Raw genomic sequence first — 16,613 nt, 5'->3', positions numbered from 1 at the left:
CGCTTCAGTACTTCGGCATGGCCGGGTCGACATCGCTGGCCCAGGCGTCGACGCCGCCGGTCAGGTTGTAGACCTTGCCATAGCCCTGGCGCTCCAGGTAGGCCGCCACCTGCATGCTGCGTGCGCCGTGGTGGCAGATGCAGACGATGTCGGCGTCTTCGTCGAGTTCGGCCGCGCGCGCGGGGATGTCCCGCATCGGGATGTGGGTGATGCCGGGCATGGCGCAGGTCTGCACCTCCCAGCCTTCACGCACGTCGAGCAGGACCGGTTTGGCGCGGCTGGCATCGGCCAGCCACTGGGCCAGTTCGGTCGCTTTGATGACCTGCATGGTGGATCCGTCCTCAGAACTGGAATTGCGACGGCCGGGCCGCGCCCTGCAGGGGCTTGACCGCGGTTTCGAACAGGTTGACGACCTGGTATTCGGTCTCGGACACGCGCGTGACCAGGCGCGCTTCCATCACCGGCAGCTCGCCGATGAAGGCGGCGATGCGGCCGCCCACCTTGACCTGCGACAGGATCGACTGCGGAATCGCCGGCAGCGAGCCCGAGATGCAGATCACGTCGTAGGGCGCGGCGGCGCTCCAGCCGTCGGCGGCGTTGCCTTCGGCCACGTCGACGTTGGTGACGCCGGCGTTGGCCAGGTTGGTGCGGGCCAGCTCGACCAGCTCGGGCACGATGTCCACGGTCAGCACGTGGCGCGCGCGGTTGGCCAGCAGGGCGGCCATGTAGCCGGAGCCGGCGCCGATTTCCAGCACGTTCTCATGCTTGCGCACGGCCAGGTCCTGCAGGATGCGGGCTTCCACGCGCGGCGCCAGCATGTTCTGCCCGGCGGGCAGCGGAATCTCCATGTCGACGAACGCCAGCGAGGCGTACGCGGCCGGGACGAACTGCTCCCGCTTGACCACCGCCAGCAGGTCCAGGATTTCCTGGTCCAGCACGTCCCACGGGCGGATTTGCTGTTCGATCATGTTGAATCGGGCTTTTTCGAGATCCATCTTGCCATTCCTTACCAATGCCAACCGCTGTCGGTCTGTGCGCCGGCCGCGCGGTGCCACGGCCGGACAGTCTTATCAAACCCTTTATTTTAACCTTGCAGACGCCGCCAGGCTCATTCCGCGCTGGCCTCCGCCGGTGCCGGCCGATCCGGTGCCGCTTGCCGGACGCGCGCGGGCTGCGCGTGCGCTGCGGGCTCGCTGGCGGGCTTGCCTTGCCACAGCCGGCGCAGCCAGGCGCCGAAATCATCAAGATACGTATAGATCACCGGCACCACCACCAGCGTCAGGATCGACGAGGTAATGATTCCGCCGATCACGGTCTGGCCCATCGGCGCGCGCTGCTCGGCGCCTTCGCCCAGGCTGAAGGCCAGCGGCACCATGCCGAAGATCATCGCCAGCGTGGTCATCAGGATGGGGCGCAGCCGCACGCGCGCGGCCTCCACCAGCGCCGCCTCGCGTGACAGCGGCTGGCGGCCGTCGGCGCCGTCCACATGGCCCTGGCGTGCCTGGTTGGCGAAGTCCACCAGCAGGATCGCGTTCTTGGTCACCAGCCCCATCAGCATGATGAAGCCGATGATCGAGAACATGTTCAGCGTCGAGCGGAACAGCAGCAGCGCCGCGAACACGCCGACCAGCGTCAGCGGCAGCGAGGTCATGATGGCGATCGGCTGGAAGAAGCTGGCGAACTGCGAGGCCAGGATCATGTAGATGAAGATCACCGCCAGCGCCAGCGCTGACACGGCGTAGCCGAAGGACTCGTTCATCGACTTGGTCGAGCCGCCGAAGCGGTACTTGTAGCCGGCCGGCCAGCTCATGCCGTCCAGCGCGGCCTTGACATCGCGTGCGACTTCACCGGCCGAGCGCCCGGCCACGTTGGCGGTCAGCTCGACCTCGCGGTTCAAATCGCGCCGGCTGATCTGGTTGGCGCCGGTGGTCGGCACCAGCTCGGCGATCTGGCGCAGTGGCACCATTTTGGGCGAGCCGTCGGCGTTGGTCTGGCTGCTGGCAATCATCAGCGCGCTCAGGTCGGCCATGCCGGTGCGCGCGTCCCTGGGCAGGCGCACGCGCACGTCGTAGTTCTCGTCATCGGGCGCGCGCCATGAGCTGATGGCGTCGCCGGCCAGCAGCGGGCGCAGGGCATTGCCGATCTGCGCCACGCCCACGCCCAGGTCAGAGGCCAGCTCGCGCCGGATGCGCACCTCGATGGTGGGGCGGTCGTCCTTCATGCTCGAATCCAGGTCGGCCAGGCCGCGGATCGACTTCATGCGCGTGCCGGCTTCCTTCGACAGGCGCCGCAGTTCGTCCAGGTCGTCGCCCTGGATCGATACCTGGATCGCCTTCTGGCCGCCGGCGCCGTCGGGCATGCCCACCATGGTCAGCGTGATGCCGGCAATGCCCGCCAGGCGCTGCCGGATCAGCGGGTTGAGCTGCGCGGTGGACAGCTGGCGCGAGCGCCGCTCGGTCAGGCGCACCGACACCAGCGCATTGTTGCGGCCCGAGGCATTGCCCGAGTTGATGGTGGCGTAGGTGTAGGCCACTTCGGGGAACGATTTGAGCGCGGCTTCCACCTGCCGCACCTTGGCTTCGGTGACTTCGATCGAGGTGCCGACCGGCGTGGTGAAGCCGACCTGGGTCTCGCCCAGGTCGGCATTGGGCACGAATTCGGTGCCGATCAGCGGCACCAGCGCAAAGCTGCCGAAGAAGGTCACCGCGGCGATGATGGCGGTGGCCAGCCGGTGCTTCAGCGCCCAGCCCAGCATGCCGGCGTAGCCGTTGCCAAGCTTGTCCATCTTTGCCGAGAACCAGTCCAGCAACCGCCCCACCGTGCGCCCGTACCAGCTCTTCTTGTTGCCGGTGCCGTGCAGGTCCGGGTCGTGCCAGACCGACGACAGCATCGGGTCCAGCGTGAACGAGACGAACATCGAGATCAGCACCGCCGCGACCACGGTGATGCCGAACTGGTGGAAGAAGCGCCCGATGATGCCGCCCATGAAGCCCACCGGCAGGAACACCGCCACGATCGAGAAGGTGGTGGCCAGCACCGCCAGCCCGATCTCGTTGGTGCCGTCAAGCGCCGCACTGCGGTGGTCCTTGCCCATCAGGTTGTGGCGCACGATGTTCTCGCGCACCACGATGGCATCGTCGATCAGCAGGCCCACGCACAGCGACAGCGCCATCAGCGTGATCACGTTGAGCGTGAAGCCGCACATATACATCACGCCGAAGGTGCCGATCAGCGCGATCGGCAGCGTCAGGCCGGTGATCACCGTGCTGCGCCAGGAGCCCAGGAACAGGAATACGATTGCCACCGTCAGGAAGGCGCCTTCGAGCAGCGTCGATCGCACCTCCTTGACGCTGCTGCGGATGCCGCGCGCGGTGTCGTTGACCACGTTCAGCTGCACCCCGGCCGGCACCAGCTTGCGTGTTTCTTCGGTCATGCGCACCAGGCCGTCGACGGTATCGACGGTGTTCTGGCCCTGTGCCTTCACCACCGACAGGAACAGCGCGCGCTTGCCGTCCAGCAGCGCCAGGCTTTCCTGCTCTTCCTGGCCGTCGCGCACATCGGCAATCTCGCCCAGCGTGACCGGCTGGCCGGCGCGGCGCGCCACGATGATCTGGCGGAACGCGTCCGGGGTGGGCACGCGGCCCTTGATCTGCACCACCGTTTCCGTGGCCGAGGAACGCAGCTCGCCCGCGGGCAGTTCCTGGTTCTCGTTGCGGATGGCGCTCATCACCTGGTCCACGCCGATCCCCAGCGCCTCGAGCTGCGCCGGCCGGATGCGGATCTCGACCTCGCGCTTGGTGCCGCCCACGATATTGATGGCGCCCACGCCGCGCACCGTCTCCAGCCGCTTGCGCACGATCTGGTCGGCGATGGTGGTCAGCTCGCGCTGGCTGCGGGTGGCGCCCGGTGCGTTGGAGACCGAGAGATAGAAGATCGGTGCGTCGGACGGGTCATAGCGCAGCACGCGCGGCTCTTTCACCTCGTCGCGGAACTGCGGGCGGATCAGCGCGATCTTGTCGCGCACGTCCTGCGCGGCCTGGCCGACGTCGACGCTCAGGTCGAACTTGATGACGACGACCGAAGTGCCCTGGTAGGAGTGCGAGAAGATCTCGTCGATGCCGGAGATGGTGTTGACGATCTCCTCGACCTTGCGCGTGACGTCGGACTCCACCGACTCCGGCGCGGCGCCGGGATATTCCGTCTGCACCACCACCACCGGGAAGGTGATGTCGGGGAACTGGTCGACCGGCAGCCGCTGGTAAGAGAACAGCCCCACCACGATGAAGGCCATCATCATCATGGTGGCCAGCACCGGGTTGCGGATCGACAGGCGGGTGAACCACATGGCGCGGGCCCTTACGCCTTGACGCGCTTGACCTGGCTGCCGCTGCGCAGCGTGCCGAGGTTGTTGCGGACGATCTCGGTGCCGGCGTCCAGCCCCGAGACGATTTCCACCATGCCGCTGGCCTCGTCGCGGATGCCAAGCTGCACCGGGCGCTCGGCCAGCGTGTCCTTGTCGATGGCATAGACGAAGGCGCGCTCGCCTTCGGTGCGCACCGCCGAGGCCGGCACCGCCACCACGCCGGCACGCTCGCCCAGCACCAGCGCGCCGCGCGCGAACATGCCGGCGCGCAGCTTCTGATCTGCATTCTCGACGCGGATATAGACCATGATGCTGCGCGTGCCCTGGCTGACTGCCGGGTTGATGCGCACCAGCTTGCCGGTGAAGCGGCCGGCGCCTTCCACGTCCAGCGCCACCGGCTGGCCGACCGCGGCGCGCGCCACGTCCGCCATCGGGATCGGCGCTTCCAGTTCCAGCACGCGCAGGTCGACCACGTCGACCAGGCGCGTATCCGGCGAGACCTTCTCGCCCGGCTGCACCGCGCGCGCGGCCACCATGCCATCGAGCGGCGCCTTGACCACGGTGTCGGCCAGCGCCTTCTGCGCCACCGCCAGGCCGCCCTGGGCCGCGTCAAGGTTGGCGCGGGCGACATCCAGGTCGGCCTGGTACTTGTCGAACGCGGTCCTGGAGATAAAGCCCTTGCCGACCAGCTCGCGGTTGCGCTCCCAGGTCTGGCGCGAGTTCTCGAACTGCCCGCGCGTGGCCAGCATCTGGCCGCGCGCCTGCGCCACCCTGGCCTCGTACTCGGTGGGATCGATGCGAACGATCACCTGGCCGGCGCGCACCGGCTCGCCCTCACGTACCAGCACCGCCTTGACCTCGCCGGAGACCTTGGCCTTGACCGAGGCCTGGTTCAGCGCACGCAGGCTGCCTGACAGCGGCAGCGACACCCGCAGGTCCTGGCGCGCCACGCTGACCAGGTCGGTCTGCAGGAATTCCACCACGTTGACGGCGGCCTGGGCCGGCGCCTGCGGCTGGCGCGCGCTGACGGCCTTGCGCACGGCGACCGTGGCGGTCAGCGCGATGGCGATGCAGGCGGCGGTGATCAGCAGGGTCTTGCGCTTCATGTTCAGGGGCCGGGTCGCGGCGCAGGGGGATCGGGCTCGGCGTCGGCTTCCATGGCGGCGGCGCGTTGCGCCAGCATGTCGTCGCGGATGCGTTCCCAGATATAGGGGCCGGTCTGCGGCGGCAGCGGGCGATTGCGGGCATCGCCGGTGGTGAGCCCGAACAGCAGCGTGTCCAGCAGGCCGTCCAGGAAGGCCTCGGGGTCGATGTCCTTCTCGGCGGTGGCGCGCAGCGCGCGCTGCCACAGCATCAGGAACACCAGCGGCGCACAGACCAGCGTCGTGGTGGGGTTGGCCGGCATCGCGCGGAATTCGCCGCGCGCCACGCCACGGGCCAGCACCTTGGCGAACAACTCGTCGCCCGGCATCATCACTTCCTGGTTATAGAAACGGGCGATGTCCGGGAAGTTGGCCGACTCGGCCATGATCAGCTTGGTCAGCCCCGCCACCGGCGTGGCGCCGATCAGGCCCCACCAGCCGCGCAGCAGCTCGCGCAACAGCTCGGGCGTGCTGCCGTCGTAGGCGTCGACCAGGTCCGAGCCGCGCGCCAGTGCCGGCACCAGGTTCTCGCGCACCACCGACTTGAACAGCTCTTCCTTGTTGGCGAAGTAAAGATAGACCGTGCCCTTGGACACGCCGGCCGCCGCGGCCACGTCTTCCAGCCGGGTGGCCGCATACCCGCGCTCAACGAAGAGGTCGAGCGCCGCGGCCACCAGCTCTTGCGGGCGGGCGGCCTTGCGCCGGCTCCAGCGCGGGGTGTCGGCGTCCTTGTGCGGATCGGCGGGCGTTTTCACGGATGTCTTGCGGGTCCTGCGGGGCACGTGGAGGCGGGTCAGGAAGTTAATAACTTGTGGGTCAGTAATGTAGATGAGCGCCATGAGGGGGTCAAGCGCAGGCCGGCGACCCTCGGGTACACACCGAGGCGGCACTGAGGCTGATTTGCTACGTGTGGCTTGTTGTGCGCTTTTTCCGGCGACGCTCGGCCGCGGCTTACGGCGTTTTCCTTTTCTTACAGGACGACAGCGGCCCTTCGGGCACAATGTCCGTTTTGTGCCGGCCGCCTTGCGGCTGTCCATTGCCCATCCTGAACCATCGTCATGAGTTGCCGGTCAGACCTTTCCTGCCGCGCGGGCTGCGGCGCCTGCTGCATCGCCCCGTCGATCGCCTCGCCGCTGCCCGGCATGCCTGCCGGCAAGCCGGCGGGCGAGCCGTGCGCGCAGCTGCTGCCGGATATGCGCTGCGCAGTGTTCGGCAGGCCGGACCGGCCCGCGTTCTGCGGCGGACTGAAGCCGTCGGCCGAGATGTGCGGCGATTCGCGCGAAGCCGCGCTGCACTGGCTGACCCGGCTGGAAATCCTGACCGCGCCGCAGGCCGGGCCCGGGCGGCCCGGTCCGCTCGCATGACGCCTGGTACGCGACCTGACTATCCCGCAATCGGAGGCAATATGATCCGGACTTCCCGACGGCGCTGGCTCGCCGCGGCTGCCGCGGCCACGCTGGCCGTGGGCCTGGCCGCCTGCGGCGCCTTCCGCAACGAATACACCTTCTCGCAAAGCCAGCTGCAGGCGGCGCTGGAGCGCAAGTTTCCGTTCAACAAGCGCTATATGGAGTTGTTCGACATCCAGCTGGCCAACCCGCAGCTGACGCTGGACCCGGCGCGCAACCGCGTCAACGTGCAGTTTGACGCCGTGGTCGACAACAAGCTGTTCTTCAGCCGGGCCCTGTCAGGGCGTTTTGCGCTGGACAGCGGCCTGCGCTATGACGAGCCCACGCGCTCGGTGGTGCTGCAGGACCCCGAGGTGCAGCGCTTCGACGTGCAGGGCATGCCCGCGCAGTTTTCGCGCCAGCTCAACGCGCTGGGTGGCATCCTGGCCGAGCAGCTGCTGCAGGACTATCCGCTCTATACCTTCCGCGAAGACCAGTTGCGCGTTGCCGGCATGAATGTGGCACCCGGTACAATCACCGTTTTGCCTGACGGCATCAACGTCAAGATCAACCGCCCCTGACCGGGGCGCTCATATAACAATCCAGGCGGTCCGGCGCGCATGCCGGGCAACGCCCATGACCACGTTTCTCCGTTCCGCATGGAAATCGCACTTGCCCTGAAAGCCGTGATACTCGGCATCGTCGAAGGACTGACCGAGTTTCTCCCCATCTCCAGCACCGGCCACCTGATTCTGGCCGGCCAGCTGCTCGACTTCAACGACGAGAAGGGCAAGATCTTCGAAATCGTGATCCAGTTCGGCGCGATCCTGGCAGTCTGCTGGGAATTCCGCGCGCGCATCGGCAACGTGGTGCGCGGCCTGCGCGCCGAGCCGCTCGCGCAACGCTTTGCCGCCAACGTGGTGATCGCCTCGGTGCCGGCCATCGTGCTGGCCTTTATTTTCGGCAAATGGATCAAGGCCCACCTGTTCAACCCGATCTCGGTGGCGCTGGCCTTTATCGTTGGCGGCGTGGTCATCCTGCTGGCCGAATGGCGCGACGCGCGCCGCGGCACGGTCTCGCATCCGCAGGGCAATGCGCTGCTGGAGGCCGCCAAGGCCGGCGCGCCGCGGATTGAATCGGTCGATGACCTGAACTGGCGCGATGCCCTCAAGGTCGGCCTGGCGCAATGCTTCGCGCTGGTGCCGGGCACCTCGCGCTCCGGTGCCACCATCATCGGCGGCATGCTGTTCGGGCTGTCGCGGCAGGTGGCCACCGAGTTCTCGTTCTTCCTGGCGATCCCGGTGATCTTCGGCGCCACCGTGTACGAGCTGTACAAGGCGCGCGCGCTGCTGAACGCCGACGACCTCGGCATCTTCGCGGTGGGCTTCGTCTTTGCCTTCCTGTCCGCCTTCCTGTGCGTGCGCTGGCTGCTGCGTTTCGTCGCCACGCATGATTTCAAGCCGTTTGCCTGGTACCGCATCGCCTTCGGCATCGTGGTGCTGTTGACCGCGTACTCCGGCCTGGTGTCCTGGCACGCCTGAGCGGGATTGCAGCAGGCAACAAAAAAGCGTGGCAGTTGCCACGCTTTTTTGTTTCTCCGTCGCCAGCGCTCAGGCGCGCTTGCGAAAGACCACGTCCCACACGCCATGCCCGAGGCGCACGCCGCGCCGCTCGAACTTGGTCACGGGCCGGTAATCGGGCCGCTCGGCAAATCCGTCCGCAGCGGTCGAGGTGTTCTCCAGCAACGGCTCGCCCGACAGCACTTCCACCATCTGGTGCGCATACTCTTCCCAGTCGGTCGCGCAGTGGATATAGCCGCCCGGCTTCAGCCGCGCGGCCAGCACCTTCACCAGCGGCGGCTGCACCAGCCGGCGCTTGTTGTGGCGCTTCTTGTGCCAGGGGTCCGGGAAGTAGATATGCACGCCGTCCAGGCAGTCATCGGTCAGCATATGCGCGATCACTTCCACCGCATCGTGCTGGAGGATCCGCACATTGGCCAGGCCGCGCTCGTCGATCAGCTTGAGCAGCGCGCCCACGCCGGGCTCATGCACCTCGCAGCCCAGGAAGTTGTCTTGCGGCCGCAGGCCGGCGATATGCGCGGTGGTCTCGCCCATGCCGAAGCCGATCTCAAGGATCGACGGCGCCTTGCGGCCAAATGTTGCCTCCCAGTCCAGTGGCTGCGGTGCGTACGGCACCATCATGCGCGGCCCGACTTCGTCGATGGCACGCTGCTGCCCGGTCGAGGTCCGCCCCGCGCGGCGCACGAACGAACGGATCCGGCGCGGATGCGCAACGCCTTCAGGATCGGCAGGAGAGGGAGCGGACGCTTGTCCGGCGCTGTCTACCGGCGCGGCGTCGTCAGCCGGCGTCGGTTCGGTGCTGGGGTCTTGGGGAAGCATGGCAACAAAAAAGCCGCCGGGCAGATCACCGTAATGGTGGCAAAGGCGGCTTGTCTCGACTGGAAGTGGAGCGGGCGATGGGAATCGAACCCACGTCTTTAGCTTGGGAAGCTAAGGTAATAGCCATTATACGACGCCCGCGAACCCGCGATTCTATGCGGATTTCTGGCGCGGACGCAAGCCGCCAGCTGCGGTGCGGGCAAATTAAGTGCCTGTGCCAGCACTAACGCCCTTATCCGCTACCACGTCGAAATCGCCTGCGGCGTAAACTCCGGCATCCCGATACCAGCCGCCGCATCCGTCAACGGCTCGATTTCCACCGCGGGCCGCTCCGACCTTACCTGGCCGAAGATGGCCGCAAATGGTATGTCCGCGGCATCCCGGCCGGTGCCGATGCGAAGCAGCCCGGTGGGGATCGAGATGCCCGAAGGGTCCAGCAGGTACCAGCGGTGCGACAGGTAGACCTCCACGACCGCGTGGAAATCCGGTGCGCCCATGCCTGCGTCCGCGCCATAGTCGAGGCTGCTGGACATCCGTGCCGGGATGCTCAGCGCGCGGCACAGGGCGATCATCAGGTGGGCGAAATCCCTGCAGACGCCGGTGCGCTCCACGACGGTGTCGGCAGCCGAGGTGCGTTCGTTGGTGGAGCGCGACAGGAAGCGCACGTGATTGCGCACCCACTCGCGGATGGCGTAGACGCGCACATAGCCCCGCAGCATGCCGCCGAACTCGCGGCTGGCGAATTCCATCAGGCGGTCGGATTCGCAGTAGCGGCTTGGTGCCAGGTAGGGCAGGACATCGAAGGGCAGTTCGGCAACGGGCACTTCTGCCAGCCTGTCGCCGTCTTCCAGGTAGTGATCGATGTCGATGATCGCCTCATAGCGGATGCCGAGGCGGCCCCGGGGCGCGCGCAGCCTGAGCAGCCGGTTGGCCAGCACGGGATCGGTGTAGCGGGTGGTCTCGAGGCCGGGCGGCAGCGTCAGCTGCTCCGAGACGACGAACTGCCGGGGCGTGCGGGCGGCTTCGATATTGAGCAGGAAGTCCGCCATGGGATCCATGACCTCATAGGACAGGCTTACTGCGTACCTGAGGCGGTTCATCGGGTGATCAGCACTGGCTGGGGCCGGGGAAAGGCGGCCGGTTCCCTTGGGCCGGAAATGGCGGTGCATCCATTTCCAGTGTAGTGCGGCAGCCAGCCCGTGACCCGTCAGCGGCGCCGCGCGCGTGCCGGCGGTGCGCCGGTGTCCTGCCTTGTCACCGTTTCGAGGGCTTCGCGCAACCGGATCACGGCGGGCGGCGCCTCGATCTCCGCCGGGGTGATGAAGACCAGCCGGCCCGAGGCAAACGGTGTGCGCAGCCGCACTTCCCGCACCATCGACATGGCCTGGTAGTGGGCCAGCGCCGTGGCCGGCGCCACCGTCAGGAAGCCGCCGGCGGCGGTCATGGCCAGGTTGCTGTGGAACGAGGCCGATTCGATACGCGGAACGGGCGGCAGCTGGCCGGCGTCGAGGAAGGGCTGCTCGAACACGTCGCGCGTGTGGGTGCCGCGCGGCGGCAGGATCCAGGGGCCTTCATGCAGGTCCGCCAGCGCAACCTCGCGGCGCCGCGCCAACGCGTGGCCGGGGGCGCAGACCACGGCCAGGTATTCATCGCGCAGCGGGGTGATGTGGACTTTGGCCTTGAGCTGGTCGGTATCGTCTTTCTGCAGCCGGCCCACGATGCAGTCGAGTTCGCCTTCGCAAAGCATTGCGGTCAGGCCGCCGACGGTATGTTCGCGCACTGCCAGCCGCGGCAGCGCTTCCTGGGGCAGCAGCAGCGCGACCGCCTGCGGCAGCACGTCCACGCCCACCAGCGGCAGCATGCCCAGCCGGACCAGCGGTACCTCCGGGCGCGCCTGCAGCGCCTCGCCGGCGGCGTCGATCACGCCCAGCACCACGCGCAGCCGCTCCAGCGCGCGTTCGCCCGCGGGACTCAGCCGCCCGCCGCGCGTGGTGCGTTCAATCAGCTTGCAGCCGAAGGCGTGCTCCAGCTCCTGCAGCATCTTGGTGACCGCGGGCTGGCTGATATGCAGCGCTTCGCCGGCCGCGGTCAGCGAGCCGCTGCGCGCCACCAGGTCGAGCAGGCGCAGGTGCCGGATGCGCAGCCGGTCGATCCGGTTGGGAGAAGGGGTGGCGGCGCTCGGGCGCGTAGGGGAGGCGGGACTCATAACAAAGCGTGATGGCTCCATCAAAACTGGATAATTGTTTCGAATGGCCCGGCGCCGGACAATCGGGGCAAACCATGGAGGAGACATGCGATGCATGCCAACGTCGGGCGCCGCCTGCTGCTGAAGTCCCTGCTGGCGCTGCCGGCCGCTGCCGCGCTGGGCAGGGTCGGTGCGGCCAGTCCCTATCCCAACCGGCCGATCCGGCTGGTGGTGCCCTACGCCGCCGGCGGCGGTCCGGATATCCAGACCCGCAAGCTGGCTGAGTTGCTTGCGCGCGCGCTCGGCCAGCCGGTGGTGGTCGAGAACAAGGTCGGTGCAGGCGGCATCCTGGCCGCGGAGTTTGTCGCGCAGCAGCCGGCGGATGGCTACACGCTGATGCTGGGTGCCTCGACCCATGTCACGCAGAAGCTGCTGCAGCCCGGCGCAAAGTTCGACCCGATGGCATTCACCCACGTCATCCGCGTTGGCGTCAGCCCGGCGGTGCTGGTGGTCAGCGCCAGCTCGCCGTACCGGAACGTGGCCGACCTGGTCGCCGCGGCGCGCCGCGCGCCCGGCACGCTGAACTACGCCTCGGGCGGGATCGGCTCGGCCGCGCATGTGTCGGGTGCGGCGTTTGCGTCGGCCACCGGCATCGACGTGGTGCATGTGCCGTACAAGGGCTCGGTCGAGATCGTGCCAGCGCTGATCAAGGGCGACACGCAGTTCGGTTTCCCGGTGGCGGCGACGGCGATTCCGCAGATCGCCAGCGGCAAGGCGCGGGCCCTGGCGGTGACCTCGGCCAGCCGCGCCGCGGTGCTGCCGCAGGTGCCTACGCTGAATGAGGCGCTGGGCCGCAAGGATCTCGATCTCGATGCATGGAGCGGCATCTGGGCGCCGCCGCATCTGCCCGCGCCGATCGTGGCGCGGCTGCATGCCGCGGTGATGCAGGCGCTGGCTGATCCCGGCCTGCGCCGGCTCTATGCCGAGATGGGCGCGGTGCTTGCGCCGACGCCCACGCCTGAAGCCTTCTCGCGGCTGGTGGCCGACGAGACCACCCGCATCCGCCAGGTTATCGACAAGAACCGCATCACCATCGAATAGGCCATCCCATGACCCTCGCTCCACAACCGGACTTTGCCCCGCTGGCCGGCATCAGCGTGCTGGATTTCTCGCACGTGATCGCCGGGCCGTTTGCCACCTTCCTGCTGTCCCAGTTGGGCGCACAGGTCACCAAGGTCGAGAGCGCCGGCGGTGGCGACGTGATGCGCCGCGCGGGCAAGGGGCATGCCGCTTTTGTCGCGCTCAATGCGGGCAAGTCGTCGCTGGCGCTCGACCTGTCGGATGAGGCCGGGCGCGAACACGCGCTGGAACTGGCCGGCCGCTGCGACGTCTTCGTCGACAACCTGCGGCCGGGCGTGCTCGAGCGCTTCGGGCTGGGCTATGAAGCCGTGCGCGCGCGCAATCCGCGCGTGGTCTATTGCAGCATCTCGGGCTTTGGCCGCGGTGCGGCGCAGTGGCATGGCCGGCCTGCCTACGACCACGTGGTGCAGGCCGCCACCGGCATGGCCTGGATGGCCGGCACCGAGGGCGATCCGCCGATGAAGACCGGCTTTCCGGCGATCGACTCGGCCACCGGCATGCTGGCCGCCTTTGCCATCCTGGCCGGCGTGCGCGAGAGCGAACGCATGGGGCGGGGCATGCTGCTCGACGTATCGATGGCCACCGCCGGCCTGCAACTGATGTATCCGATGACATGCGATGCCATGACCACCGGCGGCGTGCCGGCGCGGCAGGGCAACCAGGGCTATTCGGGCAGCCCGTCGGCCGATTTCTTCCGCACGCAGGATGGCTGGCTGGCAATCGGCGCGAATACGCCGAAGCAGTTGCTGGCGCTGCTTGACGCACTCGGGCTGGGCGGGCTTGCGCAGGATCCAGCCTTGTTCGAGACGCCGCTGGATGCCGGCGCCTTGCCTGCCTTCGTGCGCTCGCTCGATCCGGCCGCGCTCAAGCGGGCGATTGCGGGCGCGGTGGCGGTGGGCACCGCGGAGCAGCTGGAATTGCGCCTCAGCGCGCTGGGGATCCCGGCGGCCCGCCTGCGCAATATTGCTGAGTTTGCGGGGGAGTCGATGGCCAATGGCAGCCTGCGGCCGGTGGCGCTGCAGGAAGGGGAGACCGCGGTGCTGTCGCCGGGGCTGGGCTTCCAGGTCTATCGCTCGGTATGACACCCGGCGGCGTATAGTTGCTGGCACGATGGCGCACGGTTGTGTGCCGCCATCGCTTCAACTCGCAACGTCAGGACGCCGCCACCTTGACCACCGATTTCTTCGCCCGCTTTGAAGCGGAATGCCTGCCGCGCATCGCCGCCGCGATTGGCCAGCATGACCGGCGCGTGCAACTCCAGTCCCTGCCCGCCGAAGCCCCCGGCCGGCCGCCGCGCCTGCGCGTGACCGGGGATGGCCCGCCGGACCTGCGGCGCCACCCTTATGCGCTGGATATCACGCTGGCGTGGGACGGGCTGGAGGTGCAACGGCTGTTTGCCGCAGGGGGCGAGACGCGCTTTGCCGGTTACCTGGCGGCGTTGCCGGCCAAGCTGCGCGCCTGGCAGGAGCCGCGCGGGATCGACTTCCGCTCGCTGTCGCAGGCTGACCCGGCGATCCTGATCGGCGGGCTGGATTTCGAGCACTGAGCCTGATGCACTGACTCAGCCAGCCACCCGCAGCCGGCATATCGCGCTTTCCGTTTGCCCCGGCTCGATCCAGCGCAGCCCCTGGCCGTGGTGGATCGCATCGGGCAGGCCTACCCACGGTTCCACGCAATAGAAGTCAGAGGTTTCGTTTTCGGCCCAGGTCGTCACGGCATGCCATGGCGCGCTGCCGGCGAGGTCGAGTTCGAACGTGACGCGGCGGTCCGGCATCGCCAGCGCGGCGGACGGGCTGTCGCGCAAGACGTGGAACGTGTCCTGCAGGCGTGCGTCGTCCAGCCGGTAAGTCGTCTCGCCCGGCTCTGCGGGCCCGGGGCTGCCATCGGGTAGCTGGCGCATGCGGTCCGTGCCCGGCAATGCCAGCGACGCGGCGGCACGTTGCGCGTGCGGCAGCGCGAAATAGAAATGGTGGCCGGGATAGCAGGGCAGGCGTTGCGCGCCGGTATTGGTGGTGCGCAGCGTGACTTCGAGGCCGTCGGGCAGCAAGCGGTAGATGGCGTCGAAGACAAAGGCAAAGGGGTAGCCGGCGCGCGTTGCATCGCTGTCGCGCAGCGTCATCGTGATCGCGCCTTGCGCGTCGACGGCGCTGACGTCGAAGGGCAGGTCGCGCGCAAAGCCGTGCTGCGCCAGCGTGTGCACCGTCCCTTGTCCGTCGCGCCACTGCCCGGGACTGCCATCGGCAAAATGCCGGCCGATAAACGGAAACAGCAGCGGGTTGCCGCCGCGGACCTTGGCCGGGCGGGACCAGTCGGCAGCGTCCGGCCAGTAGAGGATGTCCTGGCCGCGGTGCACCCAGCGGACCAGCCGCCCGCCGTGTTGCGGGGCGAGCAGCAGGAACGTGTCGGCAGCGCCGACCCGGACCAGTGGCTGGCCCTGGAAGTCTTGTGTCGGAAGCAATGGCATGTTGATTGTTGGTGCCGCGCCGTTCGCGTGCCGCCTGGCGCAGCTGCCATGATAAGCCAGGCCAGCGCGCTGGCTGCGGCCGTCCTAACTGCTGGTGTAGATGGTGTTGCGCACCAGCGGGTACACCTGCGTTTCCCACCGCCTGCCATTGAACACCCCATAGTGCCCGACCCCGGTCTGCACATGATGCATGCGCATGTAGGGGCGCAGGCTGGCGCACAGGTCCTGCGCCGCCACGGTCTGGCCGATGGCGCAGATATCGTCGCGTTCGCCCTCCACGGTGAGCAGGGCGGTGCGGTGGATGGCGTGCGTGCGGACACGGCGTCCGCTCACGTCAAGCAGGCCCTGGGCCAGCAGGAAGCGCTGGAATACCAGGCTGACGGTTTCCAGGTAGAACTCCGCGGTCAGGTCCATGGTGGCGAAGTACTCGATGTAGAAGTCGCGGATGGCATCGGCCTTGTCGTGCTCGCCGCGCTCGCGCAGGGCGTAGAGCTCGCGCAGCGCCTGTTCGTGCCGCTCCGGGTTCATGCTCATGAAGGCCAGCAGCTGCACATGGCCCGGGTAGACGCGCCGCATCGCGCCGGCAAAGCGCAGCGGCACCATGCCGATCAGGGTGCGCTCGAACCATTCGAGGGATTGGCTCATGGCCAGCGCGTTGACCTTGGTCGGGTTGACGCGCGCGTCGATGGGGCCGGCCATCAGCGTCAGGCTGGGCGGCTGGGCGGGGTCCCCGTCCTCGGCCATGAGTGCCGCTGCCGCCAGCGCCGCCACGGTAGGCTGGCAAATCGCCACCAGATGCGTGCCGCCGCCCAGCGTCTGCAGGAAGCCGATCAGGTGCTGCACGAATTCGTCGAAACCGAAGCGCCCGGCCAGCAGCGGAATGTCGCGGGGGTTGTGCCAGTCGGTGAGATAGACGTCGTGGTCGGCCAGCATGGTCTGGACCGTGCCGCGCAGCAGCGTGGCGAAGTGGCCGGACATCGGCGCCACCAGCAGCACGCGCGGCTGGCCGACGATGCCGTGGCGGCGGAAGTGCAGCAGCGAGCAGAACGGCGTGCGCGCGACGACTTCCTCGGTGACCGGCACCGGCTGGCCGCCGACGGTAGCGTGGTCGATGCCGAAGGCCGGCCGGTGGTGCGTGAGCCGCACCAGCGCGATGAGCTCGCAGGCGGCACGCAGGCGGGGCACCGCGTCGAAACCACCGGACCTGGGATTTGCCGCCAGCGTCGCGGCAGCCAGCTCCGCCAGCGTGCAGGCCGGCAGTATCATGTCCGCGTAGATCTGGTAGGCGTGGTACAGCATGGCTCGGTCCCCGCTATTCTGGCTCTTGCAAGCCGCAATATGCATGCCATCAGTTTATGCCTGGCACGCGCCTTGCGCTTTGTGCTGTGAGCGGGCGGACCATGCCGCGCAAGTAGCGAGGCATGCGCCTGGCGCATGGGCATGACGCCGCTTCGCGGCGCGTTGCGCGCAGCGGCTTCAGACTGGTGCCTGCCGGATGCACTGCATAGGTGCGCGGCCACGGGCGGCAACAAGCA

Annotated in this window: 16 protein-coding genes and 1 tRNA gene; 6 read left to right on the top strand and 11 right to left on the bottom strand. The window is 68.1% G+C overall.

All coding sequences use genetic code 11. The annotated features are described in order from the left end of the window. Positions 1 to 4 precede the first annotated feature (4 nt). The 5 genes from AC3WON_RS06495 to AC3WON_RS06475 form a co-directional block, all read right to left on the bottom strand. Positions 5 to 328 (bottom strand): rhodanese-like domain-containing protein, encoded by a 324-nt coding sequence (locus AC3WON_RS06495; protein WP_011615877.1) that lies wholly within the window; start codon positions 326 to 328, stop codon positions 5 to 7. 13 nt (positions 329 to 341) lie between these two features. After that, positions 342 to 995, bottom strand: a complete 654-nt coding sequence (locus tag AC3WON_RS06490; RefSeq protein ID WP_010813784.1) for a protein-L-isoaspartate O-methyltransferase family protein — start codon at positions 993 to 995, stop codon at positions 342 to 344. Between the two features lie 113 nt (positions 996 to 1,108). Next, on the bottom strand, positions 1,109 to 4,345 hold the full coding sequence (locus tag AC3WON_RS06485) for an efflux RND transporter permease subunit (RefSeq protein ID WP_492351409.1): 3,237 nt from the start codon (positions 4,343 to 4,345) through the stop codon (positions 1,109 to 1,111). A gap of 11 nt (positions 4,346 to 4,356) precedes the next feature. After that, positions 4,357 to 5,469, bottom strand: coding sequence for an efflux RND transporter periplasmic adaptor subunit (locus tag AC3WON_RS06480; protein ID WP_492351408.1), 1,113 nt, complete (start codon positions 5,467 to 5,469; stop codon positions 4,357 to 4,359). Positions 5,470 to 5,471: 2 nt separating this feature from the next. Further along, the gene (locus tag AC3WON_RS06475; RefSeq protein ID WP_492318830.1) at positions 5,472 to 6,287 is read right to left on the bottom strand and encodes a TetR/AcrR family transcriptional regulator; all 816 of its coding nucleotides are present in this window, start codon (positions 6,285 to 6,287) and stop codon (positions 5,472 to 5,474) included. A gap of 276 nt (positions 6,288 to 6,563) precedes the next feature. Between AC3WON_RS06475 and AC3WON_RS06470 the strand changes: the two genes are divergently transcribed. The 3 genes from AC3WON_RS06470 (at position 6,564) to AC3WON_RS06460 (ending at position 8,431) form a co-directional block, all read left to right on the top strand. Continuing rightward, positions 6,564 to 6,869, top strand: coding sequence for a YkgJ family cysteine cluster protein (locus AC3WON_RS06470; RefSeq protein WP_492318829.1), 306 nt, complete (start codon positions 6,564 to 6,566; stop codon positions 6,867 to 6,869). Between the two features lie 41 nt (positions 6,870 to 6,910). Beyond that, positions 6,911 to 7,471 (top strand): DUF1439 domain-containing protein, encoded by a 561-nt coding sequence (locus AC3WON_RS06465; protein ID WP_492318828.1) that lies wholly within the window; start codon positions 6,911 to 6,913, stop codon positions 7,469 to 7,471. A 78-nt stretch (positions 7,472 to 7,549) separates the two neighbouring features. Then, complete coding sequence (locus tag AC3WON_RS06460; RefSeq protein ID WP_492351407.1) at positions 7,550 to 8,431, top strand: undecaprenyl-diphosphate phosphatase; 882 nt, start codon at positions 7,550 to 7,552, stop codon at positions 8,429 to 8,431. A 69-nt stretch (positions 8,432 to 8,500) separates the two neighbouring features. Here the strand turns inward: AC3WON_RS06460 and trmB are convergent, their stop codons facing one another. The 4 genes from trmB to AC3WON_RS06440 form a co-directional block, all read right to left on the bottom strand. After that, the gene (gene trmB, locus AC3WON_RS06455; RefSeq protein ID WP_492318827.1) at positions 8,501 to 9,289 is read right to left on the bottom strand and encodes a tRNA (guanosine(46)-N7)-methyltransferase TrmB; all 789 of its coding nucleotides are present in this window, start codon (positions 9,287 to 9,289) and stop codon (positions 8,501 to 8,503) included. 66 nt (positions 9,290 to 9,355) lie between these two features. Further along, a tRNA-Gly gene (locus tag AC3WON_RS06450) sits at positions 9,356 to 9,430 on the bottom strand. Between the two features lie 98 nt (positions 9,431 to 9,528). Next, positions 9,529 to 10,389 (bottom strand): transglutaminase-like domain-containing protein, encoded by an 861-nt coding sequence (locus AC3WON_RS06445; RefSeq protein ID WP_492318820.1) that lies wholly within the window; start codon positions 10,387 to 10,389, stop codon positions 9,529 to 9,531. A gap of 107 nt (positions 10,390 to 10,496) precedes the next feature. Beyond that, entirely contained in the window at positions 10,497 to 11,495 is a 999-nt protein-coding gene (locus AC3WON_RS06440) for a LysR family transcriptional regulator (protein WP_492351406.1), read from the bottom strand. A 90-nt stretch (positions 11,496 to 11,585) separates the two neighbouring features. On the opposite strand from AC3WON_RS06440, the gene AC3WON_RS06435 reads away from it, so the two are divergent. The 3 genes from AC3WON_RS06435 to AC3WON_RS06425 all read left to right on the top strand — a co-directional run bounded on the left by AC3WON_RS06435 (position 11,586) and on the right by AC3WON_RS06425 (position 14,160). Further along, on the top strand, positions 11,586 to 12,575 hold the full coding sequence (locus AC3WON_RS06435) for a tripartite tricarboxylate transporter substrate binding protein (protein ID WP_492351405.1): 990 nt from the start codon (positions 11,586 to 11,588) through the stop codon (positions 12,573 to 12,575). A gap of 8 nt (positions 12,576 to 12,583) precedes the next feature. Continuing rightward, entirely contained in the window at positions 12,584 to 13,696 is a 1,113-nt protein-coding gene (locus AC3WON_RS06430; RefSeq protein WP_492351404.1) for a CoA transferase, read from the top strand. 86 nt (positions 13,697 to 13,782) lie between these two features. Then, positions 13,783 to 14,160, top strand: a complete 378-nt coding sequence (locus AC3WON_RS06425) for a DUF5594 family protein (protein WP_492318816.1) — start codon at positions 13,783 to 13,785, stop codon at positions 14,158 to 14,160. Positions 14,161 to 14,175: 15 nt separating this feature from the next. Here AC3WON_RS06425 and AC3WON_RS06420 read toward each other — a convergent pair whose 3' ends face one another. After that, the gene (locus tag AC3WON_RS06420) at positions 14,176 to 15,078 is read right to left on the bottom strand and encodes an aldose epimerase family protein (protein WP_492351403.1); all 903 of its coding nucleotides are present in this window, start codon (positions 15,076 to 15,078) and stop codon (positions 14,176 to 14,178) included. A gap of 84 nt (positions 15,079 to 15,162) precedes the next feature. Next, positions 15,163 to 16,377, bottom strand: coding sequence for a polyhydroxyalkanoate depolymerase (locus tag AC3WON_RS06415; RefSeq protein WP_492318814.1), 1,215 nt, complete (start codon positions 16,375 to 16,377; stop codon positions 15,163 to 15,165). Positions 16,378 to 16,613 lie beyond the last annotated feature (236 nt).

Source organism: Cupriavidus sp. FW305-46, assembly GCF_058787075.1.
This window is presented reverse-complemented; position numbering and strand designations above follow the sequence as displayed.